Source organism: Nonomuraea sp. NPDC003707 (assembly GCF_053587055.1).
Genome location: NZ_JBSFNK010000025.1, coordinates 136,083 through 156,791, shown reverse-complemented (window position 1 = coordinate 156,791; position 20,709 = coordinate 136,083). Strand labels below are relative to the sequence as shown.

21 protein-coding genes and 1 pseudogene are annotated in these 20,709 nt (G+C 72.3%); 10 read left to right on the top strand and 12 right to left on the bottom strand.

Annotation, left to right across the window (positions count from 1 at the left end; translation table 11 throughout):
- Positions 1-32 precede the first annotated feature (32 nt).
- The 4 genes and pseudogenes from ACWDRB_RS45010 to ACWDRB_RS44995 all read left to right on the top strand — a co-directional run bounded on the left by ACWDRB_RS45010 (position 33) and on the right by ACWDRB_RS44995 (position 3,852).
- Positions 33-1,463 carry a WS/DGAT/MGAT family O-acyltransferase gene (locus ACWDRB_RS45010; RefSeq protein WP_449904806.1) on the top strand — a complete coding sequence of 477 codons (1,431 nt, stop codon included), beginning with the start codon at positions 33-35 and terminating at the stop codon, positions 1,461-1,463.
- 65 nt (positions 1,464-1,528) lie between these two features.
- The gene (locus ACWDRB_RS45005) at positions 1,529-1,849 is read left to right on the top strand and encodes an MmcQ/YjbR family DNA-binding protein (protein WP_350732081.1); all 321 of its coding nucleotides are present in this window, start codon (positions 1,529-1,531) and stop codon (positions 1,847-1,849) included.
- Between the two features lie 176 nt (positions 1,850-2,025).
- Positions 2,026-3,006, top strand: a pseudogene (locus ACWDRB_RS45000) (RNA polymerase sigma factor); the annotation flags it as partial.
- A gap of 87 nt (positions 3,007-3,093) precedes the next feature.
- A complete protein-coding gene (locus ACWDRB_RS44995) occupies positions 3,094-3,852 on the top strand; it encodes a class I SAM-dependent methyltransferase (RefSeq protein WP_449904804.1) in 759 nt (252 codons plus the stop codon).
- Here the strand turns inward: ACWDRB_RS44995 and ACWDRB_RS44990 are convergent.
- A complete protein-coding gene (locus ACWDRB_RS44990) occupies positions 3,849-4,589 on the bottom strand; it encodes an alpha/beta fold hydrolase (RefSeq protein WP_449904802.1) in 741 nt (246 codons plus the stop codon). The two genes, ACWDRB_RS44995 and ACWDRB_RS44990, sit on opposite strands and share 4 nt — an antisense overlap.
- A 65-nt stretch (positions 4,590-4,654) precedes the next feature.
- Between ACWDRB_RS44990 and add the strand changes: the two genes are divergently transcribed.
- Complete coding sequence (add, locus tag ACWDRB_RS44985; protein ID WP_397373552.1) at positions 4,655-5,602, top strand: adenosine deaminase; 948 nt, start codon at positions 4,655-4,657, stop codon at positions 5,600-5,602.
- 39 nt (positions 5,603-5,641) lie between these two features.
- A complete protein-coding gene (locus tag ACWDRB_RS44980; protein WP_449904800.1) occupies positions 5,642-6,103 on the top strand; it encodes a hypothetical protein in 462 nt (153 codons plus the stop codon).
- Here the strand turns inward: ACWDRB_RS44980 and ACWDRB_RS44975 are convergent.
- Both ACWDRB_RS44975 and ACWDRB_RS44970 read right to left on the bottom strand, forming a co-directional pair.
- Complete coding sequence (locus tag ACWDRB_RS44975) at positions 6,100-6,552, bottom strand: NUDIX hydrolase (RefSeq protein WP_449904798.1); 453 nt, start codon at positions 6,550-6,552, stop codon at positions 6,100-6,102. The two genes, ACWDRB_RS44980 and ACWDRB_RS44975, sit on opposite strands and share 4 nt — an antisense overlap.
- Positions 6,549-7,559: a LacI family DNA-binding transcriptional regulator gene (locus ACWDRB_RS44970; protein WP_449904796.1), complete on the bottom strand. Its 1,011-nt coding sequence runs from the start codon at positions 7,557-7,559 to the stop codon at positions 6,549-6,551. Before ACWDRB_RS44970 ends, ACWDRB_RS44975 begins: the two co-directional genes overlap by 4 nt.
- A gap of 264 nt (positions 7,560-7,823) precedes the next feature.
- On the opposite strand from ACWDRB_RS44970, the gene ACWDRB_RS44965 reads away from it, so the two are divergent.
- From ACWDRB_RS44965 to ACWDRB_RS44955, 3 genes are all read left to right on the top strand, one after another.
- Positions 7,824-9,845 (top strand): beta-galactosidase, encoded by a 2,022-nt coding sequence (locus ACWDRB_RS44965; protein ID WP_449904794.1) that lies wholly within the window; start codon positions 7,824-7,826, stop codon positions 9,843-9,845.
- A gap of 322 nt (positions 9,846-10,167) precedes the next feature.
- Positions 10,168-10,719 carry a hypothetical protein gene (locus ACWDRB_RS44960; RefSeq protein ID WP_350732095.1) on the top strand — a complete coding sequence of 184 codons (552 nt, stop codon included), beginning with the start codon at positions 10,168-10,170 and terminating at the stop codon, positions 10,717-10,719.
- Positions 10,720-10,814: 95 nt separating this feature from the next.
- Positions 10,815-11,723: a hypothetical protein gene (locus tag ACWDRB_RS44955; protein ID WP_449904792.1), complete on the top strand. Its 909-nt coding sequence runs from the start codon at positions 10,815-10,817 to the stop codon at positions 11,721-11,723.
- Between the two features lie 7 nt (positions 11,724-11,730).
- On the opposite strand, the gene ACWDRB_RS44950 is transcribed toward ACWDRB_RS44955, so the two are convergent.
- From ACWDRB_RS44950 to ACWDRB_RS44925, 6 genes are all read right to left on the bottom strand, one after another.
- Entirely contained in the window at positions 11,731-12,018 is a 288-nt protein-coding gene (locus ACWDRB_RS44950) for a hypothetical protein (protein WP_449904790.1), read from the bottom strand.
- Complete coding sequence (locus tag ACWDRB_RS44945) at positions 12,015-12,260, bottom strand: hypothetical protein (RefSeq protein WP_449904788.1); 246 nt, start codon at positions 12,258-12,260, stop codon at positions 12,015-12,017. The genes ACWDRB_RS44950 and ACWDRB_RS44945 overlap by 4 nt, the downstream gene beginning before the upstream one ends.
- 90 nt (positions 12,261-12,350) lie before the next feature.
- Entirely contained in the window at positions 12,351-12,821 is a 471-nt protein-coding gene (gene rraA, locus ACWDRB_RS44940; protein WP_364255989.1) for a ribonuclease E activity regulator RraA, read from the bottom strand.
- Between the two features lie 12 nt (positions 12,822-12,833).
- Positions 12,834-13,991, bottom strand: coding sequence for an MFS transporter (locus tag ACWDRB_RS44935; RefSeq protein WP_449904785.1), 1,158 nt, complete (start codon positions 13,989-13,991; stop codon positions 12,834-12,836).
- Complete coding sequence (locus ACWDRB_RS44930; protein ID WP_449904783.1) at positions 13,984-14,688, bottom strand: GntR family transcriptional regulator; 705 nt, start codon at positions 14,686-14,688, stop codon at positions 13,984-13,986. Before ACWDRB_RS44930 ends, ACWDRB_RS44935 begins: the two co-directional genes overlap by 8 nt.
- Before the next feature lie 105 nt (positions 14,689-14,793).
- Positions 14,794-14,985 (bottom strand): hypothetical protein, encoded by a 192-nt coding sequence (locus ACWDRB_RS44925; protein ID WP_449904781.1) that lies wholly within the window; start codon positions 14,983-14,985, stop codon positions 14,794-14,796.
- A gap of 153 nt (positions 14,986-15,138) precedes the next feature.
- Here ACWDRB_RS44925 and ACWDRB_RS44920 point away from each other — a divergent pair, with 153 nt between their 5' ends.
- Positions 15,139-17,946, top strand: coding sequence for an ATP-binding protein (locus ACWDRB_RS44920; protein WP_449904779.1), 2,808 nt, complete (start codon positions 15,139-15,141; stop codon positions 17,944-17,946).
- A 47-nt stretch (positions 17,947-17,993) separates the two neighbouring features.
- Here ACWDRB_RS44920 and ACWDRB_RS44915 read toward each other — a convergent pair whose 3' ends face one another.
- From ACWDRB_RS44915 to ACWDRB_RS44905, 3 genes are read right to left on the bottom strand one after another with little or no spacing between them, the layout of a single operon-like run.
- Positions 17,994-18,248: a hypothetical protein gene (locus ACWDRB_RS44915; RefSeq protein WP_449904777.1), complete on the bottom strand. Its 255-nt coding sequence runs from the start codon at positions 18,246-18,248 to the stop codon at positions 17,994-17,996.
- Positions 18,249-18,271: 23 nt separating this feature from the next.
- Positions 18,272-18,490 carry a hypothetical protein gene (locus ACWDRB_RS44910; RefSeq protein WP_449904775.1) on the bottom strand — a complete coding sequence of 73 codons (219 nt, stop codon included), beginning with the start codon at positions 18,488-18,490 and terminating at the stop codon, positions 18,272-18,274.
- A 30-nt stretch (positions 18,491-18,520) separates the two neighbouring features.
- Positions 18,521-20,683 carry a peptidase domain-containing ABC transporter gene (locus ACWDRB_RS44905; RefSeq protein ID WP_449904773.1) on the bottom strand — a complete coding sequence of 721 codons (2,163 nt, stop codon included), beginning with the start codon at positions 20,681-20,683 and terminating at the stop codon, positions 18,521-18,523.
- Between the last annotated feature and the right edge of the window lie 26 nt (positions 20,684-20,709).

Below are 20,709 nucleotides of genomic sequence, written 5' to 3'. Positions count from 1 at the left end.
AGTCTGATTGGTTCAGGGCGGAGGTGTCACCTATGGCCCAGTTGACCGCCCTGGACGCGCAGTTCCTCCATTTCGAGACCGCGACGAACATCGCCAACATCGCCGGCCTGGCCATCCTCGACGGCGACCTCAACCGCGCCGACCTCCAGGCCCTGCTCGAGCGGCGGCTGCCGTACGTGCCCGCGCTGCGGCGCAAGCTGGCCCCCGTGCCGTTCGGGCTGGACCACCCGTACTGGATGCAGGAGGACGATCTCGACCTCGACTACCACGTGCGCGAGATCGGCCTGCCGCCGCCTGGCGACGACCGGCAGCTCGCCGACCAGGTCTCGCGGCTGCACGCCCGCCGGCTGGACCGCGGCCGGCCGCTGTGGGAGATCTACCTGATCCACGGGCTGTACGGCGGGCGGATGGGCCTCTACACCAAGATCCACCACGCGGCCGTGGACGGGATCGGCGGCGCCGACGTCCTGGCCGCGCTCCTGGACATCAGCCCGACGCCCGCGCCGCCGCCCGCCGAGGAGCCCTCACGGGACGCCCCGCCTCCCGGGGCCGCGGAGATGGTGGCGCGCGGGCTGGCGAGGCTGGCCGGCAACCCCGCGATCGCCCTGCGCTTCGCCGCCCGGGCCATGCCGCACCTGGACGAGATCCCCGTCGTGTCCTCGATCCCGGGCAGCCAGGTCATCTCCTCGCTCGCCCGGCGGCTGGCCGGGGCCGGGCAGGCGCCCGAGCTGCCGGCGCTGCCCGCGCCGAGGACGCCGTTCAGCGGCCCCGTGTCGGGGCACCGGCGCTTCGCGTTCGTGTCGCTGCCGCTGGAGGAGATCAAGCGGGTGCGCAAGGCGTTCGGGGTCACCGTCAACGACGTGGTCATGGCCGTGTGCGCGGGCGCGCTGCGCACGTGGCTGGCCGCGCACGGCGGCGTCCCGCACCAGCCGCTGGTGGCGGGGGTGCCGTTCTCGTTGCGCGCGGCCGGGGTGGAGGGCCCCGGCAACCAGGTGGCGATCATGACGGCGCCGCTGGCCGTGCACGTCGAGGACCCCGTCGCCCGGCTGCACCACGTGCGGCACGCCATGCAGCGGATCAAGGACCGCTTCTCGCTGGCGCCCGCGCGCTGGCTGCGCGAGTTCAGCGAGTCGATGCCGGCCGCGCTCATGGGGCTGGCCGCCCGCTCGGCCTTCTCGCTCGTCGGGCAGACCGCGCCGCCGATCAACGTGGGCGTCTCGAACGTGCCCGGACCCCAGTTCCCCCTGTACGTGTGCGGGGCCCGGCTGCTGACCCACTACCCGGTGTCGGTGATCACGGACGTGAGCGGCGGCGTGAACATCACCGCCTTCTCCTACGACGGCTCCCTCGACATCGGGATCGTCACCGACAGAGAGATGGTGCCGGACGCCTGGGAACTGGCCGCCGACCTGCGTGCGGCCCTCGACGAGCTGCTCCACGCGGAAGCGACCCTGCCGCACTAGCCAAGTGCCGGCGGAACTGTCGGTGGCGTGTGGCAGCTTGGGAACGCTGAGGAAGGGAGCATCGCATGTCAACCGCCCGGGAGCTCTACGACGACCTGGTCACCGAGCAGCTCGTCCGTCCAGAGGTGAGCCTGGGGCGCATGTTCCACTCCGAGGGCCTCAAGGTCAACGGAAAGGTGTTTGCGTTCTTCTCCAAGGAGCAGCGGGTCGTGCTCAAGCTCCCCGCCGCGCGGGCGGCCGAGCTGGTGGACGAGGGTGCGGCCGATGAGATGATCATGGCGGCCCGGCGGATGCGGGAGTGGGTGTCCCTGCGCACGCCGGACGAGGAGGTCTGGCGCGGCCTGCTGACGGAGGCCGCCACGTACGTGGAGTCCCTGACGCGCTGACACGCCCGCCGGACGGCGGCCGGCTGGGGCCACTCGCGGGCACAGTTGGGTAGCTTGGAAGGAGGCGGCCTGCCAGGTCTCCCGACTTCGCCGTTCCCTCAGACCCCGAGGTGCCGATGGTTTCAGCCTCTACGTCATAGGTCACCACGTTTCAGCGTCGTGCGTCCAAAGCGAGCGAGGAGTGTGTTTTGTCCGAAGCAGCAGAGGTTCTCGAACTCGACGACAACGTCGCCGACGGTGGCGCGGCCGTCGGCGCCGACTCGGTCAAGGCTTATCTGAAGGAGATCGGCCGCGTGCCGCTGCTCACCGCTGAGCAGGAGATCGACCTGGCCAAGCGCATCGAGGCCGGGCTGTTCGCGCAGGAGCGGCTCGAGACCGAGCCGTGCATGCCCGCCGACCTGCGCGCCGATCTGGAGTGGATCGCCCGGGACGGCGAGATCGCCAGGCGCCGCATGCTGGAGGCCAACCTGCGGCTGGTCGTCTCCATCGCCAAGCGCTACACCGGCCGCGGCATGCTCTTCCTCGACCTGATCCAGGAGGGCAACCTGGGCCTGATCCGGACGATCGAGAAGTTCGACTACCGGCTGGGCTACAAGTTCTCCACGTACGCGACGTGGTGGATCAAGCAGGCCATCACCCGGGCCATGGCCGACCAGGCCCGGACGATCCGCATCCCCGTGCACATGGTCGAGCTGATCAACAAGGTCGCGCGGACGGAGCGCCGCCTGCAGACCGACCTGGGCCGCGAGCCCACGCCCGAGGAGCTGGCCAAGGAGTGCGAGCTCGAGGTCGACCGCGTCATCGAGGTCCAGGGATACGGCCGCGAGCCGATCTCCCTGAGCACGCCGCTGGGCGAGGAGGGCGACAGCGAGTTCGGCGACCTCATCGAGGACACCGAGGCCGTCTCCCCGGCCGACGCGGTCTCGTTCACGCTGCTCCAGCAGCAGCTGCACGCCCTGCTCGACCAGCTCTCCGAGCGCGAGGCGGGCGTGATCAGCATGCGCTACGGCCTCAACGACGGCAAGCCGATGACCCTCGACGAGATCGGCCGCATCTACGGCGTCACCCGCGAGCGCATCCGGCAGATCGAGGCCAAGACGATGTCCAAGCTCCGCCACCCCTCCCGATCCCTGGCGCTGCGCGACTACCTGAGCTGACCCGCGACTGAAAGGCTGCGCAAACGGAGACCCAAGACTGTCGCCACGGACCTGTGGGGGCAGGCGGGCTGTCCTAGATTCCCAGGCGTGAAACGCGCCCGATCGAGCCTCGTCCACCAACTCGCCTACGCCGTCAAGAACCCGGACCGGATCGCCCCCCACCTGCGGCGGCTGGCCCGCGACACCTGGTTCCGGCTGCGCACGCGTGATCACGTCGCCTACTACCGGGCCGTCATGAAGTCCGACACCGCGCGGGACCCCGAGGGCGCGGTCGGCTCGCACACGCACAGACGGTGGCTGGCGCTGGGGCGCATGCAGTTCGACTACCTGGTGGAGCACGGGCTCAAGCCGGACTACCGGATGCTGGAGATCGGGTGCGGCAACCTGCGCGCCGGGCGGCTGTTCATCGACTACCTGCACGCCGGAAACTACTACGGCATCGACATCTCGCCCGACATCCTCATGGCGGCCCAGCACACGATCGTCGGGCACGGGCTCAACCACAAGCTGCCCTACCTCACGCCTGTCCGCGACCTGCGCTTCGCCTTCCTGCCCGGCGAGCACTTCGACGTCGTCCACGCGCACAGCGTGTTCTCGCACTCGCCGCTGCACGTCATCGAGGAGTGCTTCGCCCACGTGGGGCGGGTGATGAAGCCGGCCGCCTGGTTCGACTTCACCTTCGACCGCACCGAGGGCAAGGAGCACCAGGTGCTGCGGGAGGACTTCTACTACCGCGCCGAGACGCTGGTGGCGCTGGCCGCCGAGTACGGGCTGCGGGCCACGTTCATGGACGACTGGGAGCGCGGCCCGCACAAGCAGTCGAAGATCCGCATCACCAAGGGTTAGCGGGCCGACCCCCAGAACTCCTCCAGCCTGGCCGCGCCGGTCGCCGGATCCTGGAGCAGCCACCAGTGGCCGAGCCCCGGCAGCTCGGTCACGGTGGCGCCCGCCCGCGCCGCGCTCTCCTCCGCCACGCTCCGCGCCAGGAACGCGTCGCCCTCGGGAACGATCACCAGCCCGGGCGCGGGGATGTCCGCGAACGCGGGCGACCACTCCTCACCCACCCGCACGGCCGACCGGTAGAGGGCCAGGATGCTGCCGGCCATGACCTGGTCGACGCCGGCCGCGATCTCCAGGGCGTGCTCGAACGGCACGCCGAAGCCCTCGAACCCCTTGGCCCGCTCCTCCAGGGGCGTGGCCAGCAGCTGCTCGAAGAACTCCTCGCCGGCCCCGGGCGTCTGCCAGAGCCTGGCCAGGTCGTGCCACTCGAAGGCGGGGTGGCCGAGCCCGGCGGCGTCCGTGGCCCACGTGCGGACGAGGTCGGGGCGGGTGCTGACCAGGCGCACCACCAGGCCGCCGCCCCAGTCGTGGCCGACCAGGTCGATCTCGTCGCCCGCCATCGCCTCCAGCTCGCCGGCCAGCCACGCCACGTACTCCTCCTTCGTGGCGGAGAACCCGTCCGGCCGGGGGCAGCCGAAGCCGGGCATCCGGAGCGCCCGCACGTCCTGGCGGCTCAGGGCCGCGCGGAGGGGGTCCCAGACGGCGGCGGTCTCAGGAACGCCGTGAACCAGCACAAGGGTCATTCCCCGAACGTACGCCGCGAATATCCGGCTGCATACGTTCTGAGCCCTCCTTTAGGGTGAGGGGAGTGAGAGACGTACGTGCGTTGCCCAAGGCCCACCTGCATGTTCACCTGGAGAGCACCGTCCGGCCCGCGACGGTGCGCGACCTGGGCGGGACGCCCGAGCGCAGCGAGCTGTTCGCTAGCTTCAGGGAGTTCGGCGACGAGCGGGCGCGGGTGCGCGACCTGCTGCGCACCCCCGAGCACTTCCGGCGGATCGCGGTGGAGTTCTGCGAGGACGAGGCCGCCCAGGGCACCCGCTACGTCGAGGTGACCTTCACCGCCGCCTCCCACGGGGAGCGGGTGGGGGACCCGGAGATGCCGCTGGAGGCGGTGCTCGAAGGGCTGGAGGAGGGCTCCTCCCGCTACGGGATCGCGTACAACGTGCTGCTCGACCACTCCAGGCGGCGGCCGGTGGAGCGGCTGTGGCGCACGTTCAAGCTGGCCGGCCGGCACGACCGGGTGATCGGCATGGGGCTGGCCGGCGACGAGAGCTACCCGCTGGCGCCGTTCGCGGAGGTGCTCGACGCGGCCAGGGACGCTGGGCTGCGCCTGGTGCACCACGCGGGCGAGGCCGCCGGGGCCGCGAGCATCCGCGAGGCGCTCTCCCTGGGGCACGCCGAGCGCCTCGGGCACGGCATCCGGGTGCTGGACGACGCCGAGCTGGTGGCCGAGGTGCGCGAGCGCGGGATCCCGCTGGAGGTCTGCCCCACGTCCAACGTCCTGCTCGGGTTCGTCCCCTCCCTGCCCGAGCACCCGCTGCCCCGGCTGAGGGAGGCCGGGCTGGCGGTCACGATCAACACCGACGGGGAGACGGCCCTGGCCGACGAGTACGCCCGGCTGCGGGACGTGTTCGGGTACGGCGACGCGGACCTGGCGGACCTGGCCCGGGCCTCGATCGACGCGTCGTTCGCGCCGGAGCCCGTCAAGGCGCGGCTGCGGGCGGAGGTGGAGGCCTGGCTCGCCGCTGAGTGACGCACGGGCGTCCGTACGGTCGCATGAGAGGCTGTCGGCATGGACTTATCGAAGCCGGGCATGCCGTCCGTGGCTCAGCGGCTGCCCGAGCGGGTGGTCTTCGCCGGGGTGGTCGGCGCGATCCTGCCGTTCCTCCATTTCGGATGGGCGCTGCTCGGTGCCGTGCTGGCGGACACCTCTCGATGCGGGCACTTCGGGTGCATCGCGCCGTTCGTCGAGGCGTGGGAAGTGGGGCGCTGGCTGGTGCCGGTGCTGGCCTGGCCGCTGCTCGGCCTCCTGCGCGTCCGGCCGGCGTGGCCCGTCGCGCTCGTGGCCCCGCTGTTCCTGGTGCCGCTCTGGGAGCTCAGCGCCAGCCCCGTGGGCCTGTTCGGCGTGCTGAGCACCGTGCTCGCGTACCCGTTCGCCGCCCTGGTGACCGCGCCGGGCGCCTCCTGGCGGCAGCGCGGCCTGGGCGTGGCGCTGTTCCTCTTGTTCTGCGGCGCCCTCGCCTTCGCCGGTTAGTCCACCCGGCCGTTGCCGGGCCGTACGCGGTGGAGCTCCAGGCCGATGTCCACCACCTCGGCCCGTTCGAGGCGGGCCACCTCGTCGAGCGGCACCCACGCGGCCCGGTCCGTGCTGCCGCCGACCTCGTGGCGCAGGGTGCCGCCGGTGATGCGGCCCTCGTAGACGATGCGCAGGCCGTGGAAGTCCGCCTCGCGGCCCTCGCCCCGGGGGTAGCGGCGGTGCAGGGTGCTCATGCCCAGCAGGGTCTCGATCGCCACCGTGTAGCCGGTCTCCTCCTCCACCTCGCGGATCGCGGCGTCCACCGGGTCCTCGGCGTGCTCGATGCCGCCGCCGGGGAGCGTCCAGTGCCGCTCGCCGGAGGGGCCGACCCAGCGCGCGAGGAGGATCCGGCCGTCGTCGACGCAGATCGCGTACGCGGCCACGCGCAGCTCCCTGGTGATGATCACGAGGCGGGAGCGGAGGTGCTGCTGCGGACGACGAGGCTGGTGGCGAGCTCTATGCGCGTCCCGACCGGCCCCCTCGGATGAGTCAGCTCCTCCGAGATGAGGCGGACCGCCTCGTTGGCCATGTCGTCGAGCGGCTGGCGGACCGTGGTGAGCGGCGGCGACATCATCTCGCACCACGTGGAGTCGTCGAAGCCGACCACGGAAAGCTGGCCCGGCACCCGGATCCCGCGCTCGGTGGCCGCCTGGTAGACGCCGGCCGCCTGCATGTCGGAGCCGGCGAAGATGGCGGTGGGCCGGTCGGGGCGGTCGAGGAGCTCGGCCCCGAACTCTCTGCCGCCGGAGATCAGGAAGTCGCCGTAACGGGTCAGCCCGGGGTCGGGGTCGATCCCGAACGTACGGTGCGCCGCCAGGTAGCCCTCGTACCGGTCGAGCGTGCACTGCGTGTCGAGCGGCCCGCCGATGAAGCCGATCCTGGTGTGCCCCAGCTCCAGCAGGTGGGTCGTGGCCATGACGCCGCCCGACCAGTTGGTGGCGCCGACGGTGGAGATGCGCGGATCGCGCTTGCCCACCGGGTCGAGCAGCACCAGGGGCACGTGCAGGAGCTCCTCGATGGCCGAGATCTCCTCCTGGTTGGCCCGCGACAGCACCAGCACGATGCCGTCGGTGCTGCGCTTGCGCACGATCCCGATCCAGCGCCGCAGGTCGAAGTCGGCCCGCGCGGACGAGGTCACCACGAGCGAGAACCCCCACCGCGCGGCCGCCTGCTCCGCGCCCCTGATGAGCACCTGGGCCCACGGGGAGCCGAGCCCGTCTATGAGCAGGTCGACGAGACCGGCCCGGGGAGTGCTCGGCGGGCGCGGAGCCTCGTATCCGAAGGCCCTGACCGCTTCGAGCACCTTGTCCCTGGTGGCGGTGGAGACGTGCTTCTTCCCGCTCAGGACCTTGGAGACCGTCGGCACGGACACTCCGGCAGCGGCGGCGACGTCCGCCAGCGTTGCTCGAGCCACAGGACCTCCGAGTTGCAACTTTCGGAAAAACCTCAAACCCACAGGTTGCCCGCTGACCTGGAGCAGACTGCTACCCGGTCGGCGCTGTTGACATCGCTGCGGGCCCGAGCCTACCGTAACCCTTCGGCAATGTCACGGTAATCTTTCGGAAAGTGTGCCAGAAACTTTCCGACGGCGAGGGGCGTATGAACCGGGTCGTCGAGCGCGGGCGCGCGGCCGCCGGGATCGCGTCGAGGATCCTCCCATCCCTACAGGAGCAGTGAAATGTCTCGCTTGGATGCTTTCAGGAACCGCATCGGGGGCTTCGCCTACGGCGGCGACTACAACCCGGAGCAATGGGACCCCGCCGTGTGGCGGGAGGACGTCCGGCTCATGCGTGAGGCCGGCGTCAACATCGTCTCCCTCGGCGTCTTCGCGTGGGCGTCCCTGGAGCCGGAGCCGGGCAAGTACGAGTTCGGCTGGCTGGACGAGATCATGGACCTCCTCCACGAGAACGGCATCGGCGTCAACCTGGCCACCCCGACGGCGGCCCCGCCCGTCTGGCTCACCCACCTGCACCCCGAGGTGTTCCCGGTGATGGCCGACGGCGAGCGGTTCGGGTTCGGCAACCGGCTGCACTACGACCCGTCGTCACCCATCTACCGCGAGTACGCGGCGAACATCACCACCAAGCTCGCCGAGCGCTACTCCTTCCACCCGGCGCTGGCGATGTGGCACATCTCCAACGAGTACGGGCCCACGGCGCACAACGAGGCCGCCTCGGTCAACTTCCGCCGCTGGCTGCAGCGCCGCTACGGCGACCTGGAGACCCTGAACGAGGCGTGGTACACCCGCTTCTGGAGCCAGCACTACACCGACTGGGACCAGGTCGAGGTGCCGCACATCCCGCGCACCTGGATGAACCCCGCCCGCCGACTCGACTTCAAGCGCTTCACCTCCGACGCCCTCCTCGAGTGCTACATCGCCGAACGGGACATCGTCCGCTCCTTCCGCGACGACATCCCGGTCCTGACGAACTTCATGCGCTTCTTCAAGCACGCCGACTACTGGAAGTGGGCGCCCGAGGAGGACGCGGTCGCGCTCGACATCTACCCCAACCCCGCCGACGCCGACTCGCACGTGTCGGCGGCCTTCCAGTACGACCTGTTCCGTTCGCTCAAGGGCGGTCAGCCGTGGCTGCTCATGGAGCAGGCGGCCAGCGCGGTCAGCCAGTGGCAGCTCAACATCGTCAAGGAGCCCGGCCGGATGCGGCTCGGCTCGTTGCAGGCGGTGTCGCGGGCGGCGGACTCGGTGATGTTCTTCCAGTGGCGGGCCAGTCGAGGTGGGCAGGAGCGCTTCCACTCGGCGATGCTGCCGCACTCCGGGCCGGACTCGCGCACGTTCAGGGAGATCGTGGACCTGGGACGGGAGATGAAGCTGCTCGCTCCCGTGGCGGGGACGACCTCGCGGGCCGAGATCGCGATCCTGTTCGACTGGGACGGCTGGTGGGGGCTGGAGGAGACCGCGGGGCTGCCGCGCCAGGACCTCAGCTATCCGGACACGGTCATGCGGCACTACACGCCGCTGTGGTCGAACAACCACCCGGTGGACGTCGTGTCCGCGTCGTCGTCGCTGGACGGGTACAAGGTGCTGGTGGTGCCGAACGCGTACCTGATCGGCGACGAGGGCGTGCGGCGGATCACCGAGTTCGCCGAGAACGGCGGGACGGTCGTCATGTCGTTCTTCTCCGGCGTGGTCGACGAGTGCAACCGGGTGCGGCCCGACGGCTACCCGGGCGCCTTCCGGCGGCTCATCGGGGCCAAGGTGGACGAGTACTGGCCGGCGCGGCCGCACGAGGTCTTCTCCGTGGAGTTCGCCGACGGGCGGCGGGCGACCTCGACGTGGTGGCGCGACGACCTGCACCTGGAGACCGGCACGGCCCTGGCCACCTACGGTGACGGCCTGCTGGCCGGCCGGGCCGCCGTGGTGGAGAACCGTTTCGGCGCGGGGCGCGTGGTGTACTTCGCGACCCTCCTGGAGCAGGCCGCCTTCGACGCCGAACTGCTCGCGGCCGTGTCGGCGGCGGGTGTCCGGTCGCCGTTCCCACAGGCGCCCGCTCACGTGGAGTGCGCCGTGCGGGGGGACGAGGAGCACGAGTACGTGTTCCTGCTCAACCACAGCGGCGAGCTGAGCGCGTCCGTCCCGTTCGAGGGGGAGGGGATCGACCTGCTCACGGGGCAGGCGGTGTCGGGTCCGGTCGAGCTGGCCCCGCTGGGGGCGGCGGTGATCCGGCGCGCCCGCTCGTAATCCCGACATATGCCCCGGCGGTCCCCTGCCCGCCGGGGCTTTTGACTTAAGCCTTTACCCCGAACGTAGATCTATATCCGTTTCATGGGGTTATGTTTGCCTTTGTCCGTTTCGACGGGTAGCTTGGTAGTCGTTACCGGCGAGTGACCTGGGCCTTACCAACGTGGAAGGCACCACTCGACCGGACTCCCTCTGGTTGGATTCACGCTCCACGTGCCGCTCTTTTGGCATCATGCCCGGCTACGTGAGTGAAGAGCGTATTGCCCTGTCGCCTCACAAAGGACTGCGCCTACCCATGTCTGCTCGCCTGCACTCTATCGCCATGCTCACCGCCTCCGTGCTGACCGCCATGGCCGTCGGCTCGCCCGCGGCGCACGCTGACGCCGAGGCCGGCAGCACGATCACCCAGACGGCCGTGCTCCAGGGCTCGACCACCGCGTCTTACTTCTGGGACGACTCCTCCGGCCGCGCGGGCGACACCGGTCTGCCCGCCGCCGGCAAGCCCATGCAGAAGGGTCTGGCCGCCAGCCCGAGCTGGCCGCTCATGACCGAGGGTTACGTCATCTACAAGGGCAAGAAGCTCCCGTTCTTCGTCGGTGACCGCGGTCCCGGCAACCCCTCCAACAGCGGTGTGATGCTCGACCTCGACGCCAAGACGTTCGCCGAGCTGACCGGCGGCACGTTCAACCCCGACACCCTGGCCGTGGACGGCGTCGCCGGCGCGGGCCACATCAAGATCGACTACGTCGTGACCAAGTGGGGCGGCGGCGTCGGCAAGAAGAACTTCCCGGTCGCCTACTCCACCGGTGCCTGGGCCGAGAAGGACGCCAGCCCGGTCGTCCGGCCGGTCTCGGTGAAGCTCCCCGCGAACTGAGCCGGCCTTCCCCCAAAGGGCGCCCCTGACCAGGGGTGCCCTTTTCGCGTGCCGGTATCGTTTGCGGACGATCTACCGCACGTCGAAGGGACCAGATGAGCTCCCGGCCGCTTTACCGCGACCCCATGCACGACGGCGCCACCGACCCCACCCTGATCTGGAACCGGGCCGAGCGCGCCTGGTGGCTCGTCTACACCAGCCGCCGCGCGAGCGCCCCTGACCGGGGGGACGTGAGCTGGGTGCACGGCACCGACCTCGGCGTCGCGTCCTCGGCGGACGGCGGCGCGACCTGGCTGTACCGGGGGACGATCGAGGGTCTCGACACCGAATGGGGGCGGCACACGTACTGGGCGCCGGAGATCGTCGACGACGGCGAGACGTACCACATGTACGTCAGCGTCATCCGCGGCGTCCCCGAGGCGTGGCCGGGGCACGAGCGCCACATCCGCCACTACACCAGCCCCGACCTCGTACGGTGGACGTTCCGGTCCACCCTCGGCCTGTCCTCCCCGTACGTGATCGACGCCTGCGTGGCCGCGCTGCCCGGCGGCGGCCACCGGCTCTGGTACAAGGACGAGGCCGACGGCTCGCACACCTGGGCCGCCGACAGCTCCGACCTGCACCACTGGCAGGTCCGCGGACCCGCCGTGACGATCTCCGCGCACGAGGGGGCCAACGTGTTCACGCTCGGGGGCCGCCACTGGATGATCGTCGACGAGTGGCGTGGCCAGCGCGTACTGGTCTCGGACGACCTCGACGTCTGGGAGCCGCGGGGCCTCATCCTCGACCAGCCGGGCACGCGCCCGGACGACGACGGGTTCGGCCACCACGCGGACGTCGTGGTGACGGGGGAGGAGGAGGCGGTGATCTTCTACTTCACCCACCCGGGCGGTGGCCGCCGCTCGTCGGTCCAGGCCGCCCGGCTGCGGGTGCGCAACGGCGAGCTGACCTGCGACCGCGACGAGCCCCTCACCGGCCCCCTCCTGCCCGTCGAAGGTCCCTGACCCCGCCTCACCCGCGGCGTTCCCACCGGTACGACCAGAAGAGCCCCAGTACGGCGGCCGCGCACAACGCGACGGTGAGGAGCTTCGAGAGCGCTATGGCCGCCAGGCACAGCGCTCCCATCGAGGTGCCGGCCGCTATGCCGGATCTGCGGTTCGGGGCCTCAGGGTCACGCTCGGGGCGTGGCGGCGGGGGGAGCGGCTCCCACAGCTGGCCGCAGCCGGAGCACCGCCACGGCCGGACGTCCCCACCGCGGACGCCCGGAGGAACGCACCGGTGCGTGGCCACCTTGCTCACGAACGTCTCCTGCGGCGGTACTCGGACTTGACCCAGGACAGCCGCTCGACCCGGCGCTGCTCCTCGAGGCAGCACTCGCACGGGCCGTCGTCCACCACCAGGCGGTCGAGGATGCCCGTCCCGTTGACGGTGACCAGCGACTCCACCAGGCCGCGACTCTCCCGGGCGAGCCGGTGCCCCCGCCTCCCGTAGCGGGCGAAGTAGTCGTCGATGGCGGCCGCCGTGTCCGCGTCCAAGGTCATGAGGGAAAGGCTCGGCCATGGCGGCCGGCCGGCGCAAGATCTCTCCGCCCGTTCGACCGCCGTTTCACGCGGCGGCCGCCGGCCGAGCGATCAGCGGAGCGTGACGAGGATCCCGTCGTCGTCGCTGAACAGATCGGCGCCCGGACGGAAGGTGGCGCCGCCGAAGGTGACGGGGACGTCGCGCTCGCCGCCGCCCACCTTGGCGCTCTTGCGGGGGTTGGAGCCGAGGGCCTTGACGCCCAGGTCGAGCTCGCGCAGGGCGGCGACGTCGCGTACCGCGCCGTTGATGACGACGCCGGCCCAGCCGTTGGCGACCGCCATGCCGGCGATGACGTCGCCCATGACGGCGGTGTGCAGGGAGCCCCCGCCGTCCACCACCAGGACCCGGCCCTCGCCGGGCTCGGACAGGACGGACTTGAGCAGGACGTTGTCCTCGTGGCACCGGACGGTGACGACGGGGCCGCTGAAGGCGCGCCGGCCGCCGTACTGGCGCAGCTGCAGGTCGCAGGAGTCGAGCTGGTCGCCGCGCTCGTCGTACAGGTCTGCGGTGACAACGGTCATGGTGGAACCTTCCTATGGATCGACGGGAAGCCGCCGGGCGGCCACGCCGGCCCAGCCGAGGCTGAGCGCGGTGACGAGGAGGACGCCGCCGGCCCCGAGCCCGGCGGCCACGACCCCGGCCGCGCCGGGGATGATCAGCTGGCCGGTACGGTTGCCGACCAGGCGCAGGGACATGGCCCGGCCGCGCATCCCGGCGGGGGCGGACTCGGCCAGCCACGACATGGTCAGCGGCTGTCCCACCCCCAGCCCGAACCCCGCGACCAGCAGCAGCGCGGCCAGCGCCCACAGCGGCATGGACACGGGCGTGAGCAGCATGGCGACCGCCGCCGCGAGGGTGCTGCCGACCAGCAGCCTGCGCCGGCCGACCAGGCGGGCGAGGTGGCCGAGGAAGAAGCGCGAGGCCATGGAGGCGACGCCGCGTACGGTCAGCAGCAGGCCCACGGCGCTCGCGGTCAGGCCGTGCTCGGTGCCGAGCGCGGGCAGGTACGCCAGCGTGATGTCGACCGCGGACAGCACCACGCAGCTGGTCACCAGGGCGTGCGCGAGGCCGGGCAGGCGCAGCAGCGAGCGCAGGTCCCCGCTCTCGGCCCGGGTCCGGGCGGCCGCGCCGCTCCGCGGGAGCAGCGCGGAGAGCGCGAGGAGGAGCACGCCGAGGCCGCAGGACCAGGCGAAGATGCGGCCGGTGTCGGGGATGGAGCCGTCGCCGCCGAGCAGGCTGATCAGGAGCGGGCCGGCGGCCTGGCCGAGGGACGCGGCGAAGGTGTAGTGGCCGAAGGCGGTGTCGTGGCGGCCGTGCTCGGTGGTGTTGGCGACCAGGGCCTGCTGGGCGATGACGCTGCCCAGGTGGCCGGTGCCGAGCAGGACCCCGGCCGCGACCAGGCCCGGGACCGTGTGGCCGAACGCGGTGAACGCGACGGCGGAGGCGGTGAGCAGGAGCGCGCCCGCCACGGCCATGCGGCGCTCGCCGTACCGGTCGGCGGCGTGGCCGGCGGGCAGGGCCAGCAGCAGCGGCGCGATGGCGAAGCTGGCGCCGAGCAGGCCGAGCCAGGCCGTGGGCACGTCGAGCTCGATCGCGCGGTACGACATGGTGGGTCGCAGCACGAAGGTGATCACCTGGGTGCCGGTGGAGTGGGCGAGCAGGACCGCGTGCCGATGCCAGGCGTCAGGCATCTACCTCGTCCTGGCCCACGGGGTTCTGGTGCTTGCGCAGCCGCCAGGCGGCCTGGGCGCCGAGGCTGGTGTCGATGTGCTCGCGCATCACGCCGGCGGCCGACTCCACGTCGCCCGCGATGACGTACTCCAGCAGGGCCTCGTGCTCGGCGGCCTTGCGGTCGCGGGCCGCCTGTCCGCGTTCGACCTCCAGAGCGAGGCGGCGGTAGCGGTCGGCCTTGTCCCACAGGCTGTCGAGGGTCTGGATGAGCAGGTCGTTGTGGGAGGCGGAGTAGAGGGCGGCGTGGAACCTGCGGTGCGCGACGAGCTGCTCGTAGGCGGGGTTGCCGGGCAGGGGTTCGAGGCCCTCGTGGGCGGCGCGCATGGCGGCGATGTCGGCCTTGGTACGGCGTTCGGCGGCCAGCGCGACCGCGAGGGGGTCGAGGGAGCGGCGCAGCTCCAGCAGGTCGGGGGCCTCCTCGGCGGCCAGGGGCGCGACGCGGGCGTCGCGGTGGGCGTCCAGCTCGACCAGCCCCTCGCTCTTGAGCCGGCGCAGGGCCTCGCGCAGGGGAGTGGTGCTGATGCCGATGTCGCGGGCCAGCTGGGCCTGGGCGATGACGGAGCCGGGGGCCAGCCGGCCGGACAGGATCAGCTCCTTGACCCGCAGGTAGGCGTAGTCCGCCTTCGTCGTGTAGAGCTCGGCCGCTGATTCGCCCATCACTGTCCTGTCTCGTGGCTGACGGTTATAACGTACACCGTCAGCCACTCTTGTCGATGAATGCCCCCTTGGATGCTCCGCTGGTGAGCGTTATAGGTTATGCGATCAGTAGGTGCAGCCGAAGAACACGGTGGGGTTGCAGCCGGGCAGGGTGCAGATGATGAACGTGGTCCCCAGCGTCGGCATCTCCTGGGTGCCGCCGTGCTCGGGGATCATGATCTCGCCCGCGGGATGGGGCATGCCGGCGTCGCGGTGGTAGGGGTCTTTCCAGGATCGGGTGAGGTCGTCGTCGCTCATGAGAGCACGATGCGCCGGGCGGCGACGCTTGCGGCATCCGTCATGTTCCGGAAGCGGAAACATCGGGGAAACCACGTAATCCTTGGACGGAACGGCTGAGTGGGATAGAGATGGGGGTGGGATCGACGATCTTCCTGGCGGGGAGGTTATGACGTGCTGGTGACCCGGCGCCCGTTGACGGGTCGCTCCGCCGAGCTCGATCACCTGGTGCGGCTGCTGGACAAGCCGCACGGGACGACGTTCGTGCTGATGACGGGGGACCCGGGGATCGGCAAGAGCCGGCTGCTGACGGCGGTCGCCGAGCTGGCGCGGGAGCGGGGCTTGCCGGCGATGGCGGGGCGGGCCACCGAGTTCGAGCGCAGCGCGCCGTTCGGGATCCTGTTCGACGCGCTGGCCGACGGCGATCGCCACCTCCAGCTGGCCGCCGACCTGGAGCAGATCCGCGCGCTGCTGTCCGCCGAGGCCGGCGCGGACGCCGGGGGAGTGGCCCGCGGGCTGGCGGCGCTGAACCGGCACCGGTTGTTCCGGGCGTCGCACCGCCTCGTGGAGCGCATCTCGGAGCGGGACGGCCTGGTCGTGCTGCTGGACGACGTGCAGTGGGCCGACGACGCCTCCATCGAGGCCCTCGACTACTTCATCCGGCATCCGCCGGACCGGCGCGTGATCGTCCTGCTCGCGGCGCGCACCGGCGGGCTGCCGGCCGGGCTGACGCGGTCGCTGGCCGCGGCCTCCGTGGTGGCGCTGCCCCTCGGCCCGCTGTCGGCGGGCGACGCGGACGCGCTGCTGGGTGAGGAGATGTCCGCGCCCCGCCGGCGCCGCCTGTACGAGCGCAGCGGCGGCAACCCGCTGTTCCTGGAGATCCTGGCCGCGCTGCCGGACGGCGACGATCCCGCCGAGGCCGCGAGCCCCGTCGCGGCGAACGCCCTGGACCGGCTGATCGCCGCCGAGCTGTCGGGCCTCGACCAGGTGCAGGGGCTGGTGGCGCGGGCCGCGGCGGTGGTGGGCGACGAGCTGGACGCGACGCTGGTGGCGGCGGTGTCGGAGCTGGACCTGGCCACGGTGGTGCCCGCCCTGGACGACCTCGTACACCGGAACGTCCTGTCCTCCGGCCCGCGGACCCTGGGCTTCCGGCATCCGCTGGTGCGGGCGGCGGCGTACCGGATGGCGGGGCCCGCGTGGCGGATGGCGGCGCACCGGCGGGCGGCCGAGTACCTGCGCGCGCACGGCGCGCCGGCCGTGCGGTGCGCGGTGCACATGGAGCACGCGATCGTGATCGGCGACGTGGACGGGGCCGATCTGCTGGCCGAGGGGGCGAACGCGGTGGCCGCGACCGCGCCGGCGACGGCGGCGCGCTGGTTCCGCGCCGCCCTGCGGGCCCTGCCGGACGACGTCCCCGGCGGGCGGCGCGCCGGCCTGCTGCTGTCACTCGCGGCGGCGCTGGGCGTGTCCGGGCAGCTGGCGGAGAGCCGTACGCTGCTGCGCGAGGTCATGCAGGCGGGCGGCGACCACCGCGACCAGGCGGTGGAGCTGATGTCCATGATGGAGCGCTCGCTGGGCCGCTTCGAGGAGGCCCGGGCGATCCTGACCGCCGAGCTGGGCCACCTGGACCAGGCCCCGGGCGGCGACTCCGGCGGGCGGTGCGCGCTGCTGGTGGAGCTGGCGGCCAACGACCTGCTGGACGGGCGCTGGGACGAGGGCCGGGAGAACGCCTCGCTCGCGCTCGGGCTGGCGGGACCGCGTACCCGGCGAGGGTTGCCGGCCACGGCCGTGACGCTGCTGGCGGTCGCGGCGCTCTACCGGTGCGACTTCTGGGCGGCGTACCGGTATCTCGACCGGGCGGACGCGCTGGTGAACGGGCTGACCGACCGCGAGCTGTGCGACGATCTCGGGCTCGTGGCCGCGCTGGCGTGGGGAGAGTTCCTGGCCGACCGCAACGCCGACGCGCTGCGGCACCTGGCCCGCGGGCTGCGGGTGGCCCGTGACCACGGGCGCAGCCACGTGGTGCCGCTGCTGTACGCCGCCCGCGCCACCGTCCACGCCCGGCTGGGGGACGTCGACCGGGCGCTGGGCGACGCCGAGGAGGCCGAGGAGATCGCGCGCCATCTGGGCAGCGCGGAGATGCTGGCGTTCGTCCACGTCACGAAGTCGCGCCCGCTGCTGTGGCTGAACGGCCCGGACGCGGCGATGCCGCTGATCGAGCCGGCGCGGCGGGGGCAGGTGCTGCGCTCGGCCTGGTGGCGGACCATCTCGGACCAGGCGGTGTCGGAGGTGCTGTTCTCGGTCGGCGAGACGGAGGCGTGCGGGCGGCTGCTGGCGGCGCGGGTGCCCGCCGACCCGGCCGGTCTCGGCCCGGGCGTGGTCGGCAGTTACGCGCTGCGCTCGGAGGTGGAGGTCACCCGGGGCGATCTGACGGCGGGCAGGGAGTGGTACGAGCGCGCCGCCCGCGTCGTGGAGCTCGGCGCCCCGCCCGTGCAGTCGGGTTTCCTGGCGCGGGCCCGTGCCGTCCTCGCGCTCGCCCAGGAGCGGCAGGACGAGGCGGAGGAGGCGGCGCGCGAAGCCGTGGACCGGTTCGCGGCTGCCGGGCTGCCCATCGGGGAGGCACTCGGCCGGATGCTGCTGGCGGGTGTGCTGCGCCGCGACGACGACTCGCGGGCCGCCAAGCAGCAGCTCGGGCAGGCGAAGGAGCTGTTCCTGTCGTGCGGCGCGCCGTGGCTGGCGGCCCAGGTGGGCGTCGAGCAGCGCCGGATGGCCGCCGGCCTGGCCCACCGGCCCGGCGCCGGGAGCTCGTTGTCGGAGCGGGAGCGGGAGATCGCCGAGCTGGTCGCGTTCGGCATGACGAACCGGGAGATCGGCGAGCGCCTGTTCCTCAGCCCCAGGACGGTGGAGACGCATCTGGCCAGCGTGTTCAGGAAGCTCGGGGTGAAGACCCGGGCCGCCCTGGCGCACCGGCTCGCCGAGTGACCGGCCGCGGGCCCGGATCCGGTGCCGCGCGGCCGGTCACCGGCCTGTCAGAGCAGGGTCCAAGCCACGCACATGGGGACGGGGTACAGCGCGCTGATCGCGCAGCGCACCTCGGAGGTGTAGCCGCCGCAGCAGCCGATGGTGGACAGGTGCTGGGTGCCGTTCGCCGGCTCCTGCTCCACGCCGCCCGCCAGCCGCGCCGTCTCCAGATCGAGGTCGCCGGCGGGGTGCGGCAGGCCGGCCCCGTAGGCCGCCCGGTTGATGGGGTCCTTCCAGGAACGGATCAGGTCGTCGTTCGTCATGATGTGTGCTCCTTTGCTCGTGGTCAGCAGCAGCCGAGGCTGGAGAAGCGGCAGGTCCCGACCCACATGGAGCGTTCGCAGCTCTGCCAGCAGCTGAAGAAGTCGGTGTAGTCGCTGAAGATGGGCGTGTCCTTCTCGCCGCCGCTCAGGGCGCCCAGGTTGATCTCACCCGCGGGGTGGGCCTCGTCGTGCCCGCGGAGCTCGGGGGTTTTCCAGGATCTGATCTGGTCGTCGGCCGACATTTCTGTCTCCTTCCATGAAGATGGGTGATTTCAGGCGCTCAGCGGATCGGGCACCGGCGGAGCGCCGAACAGGTCGCGGTAGGGTCCTGGGCTGCTCACCAGCCTTTCGTGGGTTCCGCGGCCGACGATGCGGCCCTGGTCGATGACGAGGACTTCGTGGGCGTCGCGGATCGCGCTCAGCCGGTGCGAGACGACGATCCGGGTGACCCGCAGCTCCGACAGGGCGGCGTCGACCCGGCGTTCGGTCTGGGGGTCGAGGTGGCTGGTGGCCTCGTCGAGGATGAGCAGGCGCGGCCGGTGCACGATGGCCCTGGCGAGCGCGACCCGCTGCCGCTGCCCGGCCGAGAGCGCGGCGCCGCCCTCGCCGACGTTGGTGTCGTAGCCCATGGGCAGGCGTTCGACGTCGTGGTGCAGCCCCGCGACGAGCGCGGCGGTCACCACGTCGTCGTCCGTGGCGTCGGGGCTGCCGAGCGTGATGTTGTCGCGGATCGAGCCGTTGAACAGCGACAGCTCCTGCAGCACCGCGCCGCATTCGCGCCGCAGCGCCGCCACGTCCAGCTCCTGGACGGGTACGCCGTCGTGCCGGATCTCGCCCGTCTCCGGCCGTAGCAGCCCGAGCACCAGCAGGGCGAGCGTGCTCTTGCCCGACCCGGTACGCCCGACGACGCCGAGCTTCGCCCCCGCGGGCACCTCGAACGACATCTCCCGCAGCACGGGCGGCGAGTCGGGCGCGTACCGGAAGGCGACGCCCTCGGCCCGGATCGCGACCGGCCGCCCGGCGGGCAGCAGCCGGGCACCGCTCGGCTCGGGGGCGGCGTCGAGCACGTCGTAGATGCGCTCGAACTGGCCGCGCAGCATGGAGTACAGCTGCACCGTCCCCACGAACGCCTGCAACGGCGCCAGCACCGACATCGCCAGGGCGTTCACCGCCAGCATGGTGCCCAGCGACATGCGCCCGCCGAGCACCAGCCACGCGCCGCACCAGAGCAGCGCGAGCGGCGCGAACACGGCCACCGCTCCCTGCACCGCCTCGAACCAGGAGCTGGCGCGCCCCCGCCGCAGCATGGCCGTCTGGTACGTCCCGAACAGCTCCCGCCAGCGCGCCTGTGCCCGCGACTCCACGCCGTTGGCCTTGAGCGGCAGCATCGCCTGCAACGTCTCGACGAGATACCCCTGCTCGCCCGCGCGGGCGCCCAGCTCGGCCTGGGACAGGGTCCGCAGCCGCCGGTACGAGGTCACCATCAGTCCCGCCTGCCCGGCCGCCAGCGCGCCGACCATGAGCGCGTACCAGGGGACGAGGAGGACGAGCGCGATCCCGTACGCGGACAGCAGGACCATGTCGAGCGCGAGCGTGACGCTCTGCTGCGTGACCGCCTCCCTGGTGGTGGCGATGCTGCCGACGCGCAGGAGCAGGTCGCCCCGGCTGCGCTGGAGGAAGAACCCGATCGGCAGCCGCAGCAGGTGGCCGACGAAACGGCCGGTCAGCCGCTCGTCGGCGCGGGCCCGGAGGGCGAGCAGGAGGCGTGCGCGCAGGAAGGTGAGCGTGCCGTGCAGCGCCGCCGTGCCGAACACCGCCCAGCCGAGCACCGGCAGCAGGTCGCCGCGCCCGGCCGGGACCAGCTCGTCCACCACGGACTTGGTGGCGAGCGGCAGCGCCAGCGCCAGCAGCTGGATGGCCGCCGCCAGAGCCAGCACCCCGGCCAGGCGACGCCGGCCGCCCGGCACCGCCGCGAAGTCGCGCAGGTAGCGGACCGGCGTCGACCGCCACGGCGACGCGCGCCTCCTGACGAACCCGGGACCGGGCGCGCACTCGATCACCACGCCGCCGTACCGCCGCGCGAACTCCTCCCGCGGCATGGTCCGGCGGCCGTTGCCCGGGTCGACGATCCGCACGCCGCCCCTGCCCAGCCCTTCGACGACGACGAAGTGGTGGGCGGAGAAGTAGGCGATGAACGGCGCCCGCGGCGGCTCGCCGAGCGGATCCGCCACGCGTTCCGCCGTGGCCGTCAGCCCGTGCTCGCGGGCCGCCGCGACCAGCCGGGCGACGGACACGCCGTCTCTGCCCGGGCCCAGCAGGTCACGGCACTCGGCGACCGAGGCGTGCCTGCCGTGGTGGCTCAGCAGCATGGCCAGGACGGCGGCCCCGCACTCGCTCGTGGTCAGTTGCAGGCGGACGGGGACGCGGCGCCGCATCACGGCAGCCCCTTTCTTTGGCGGGT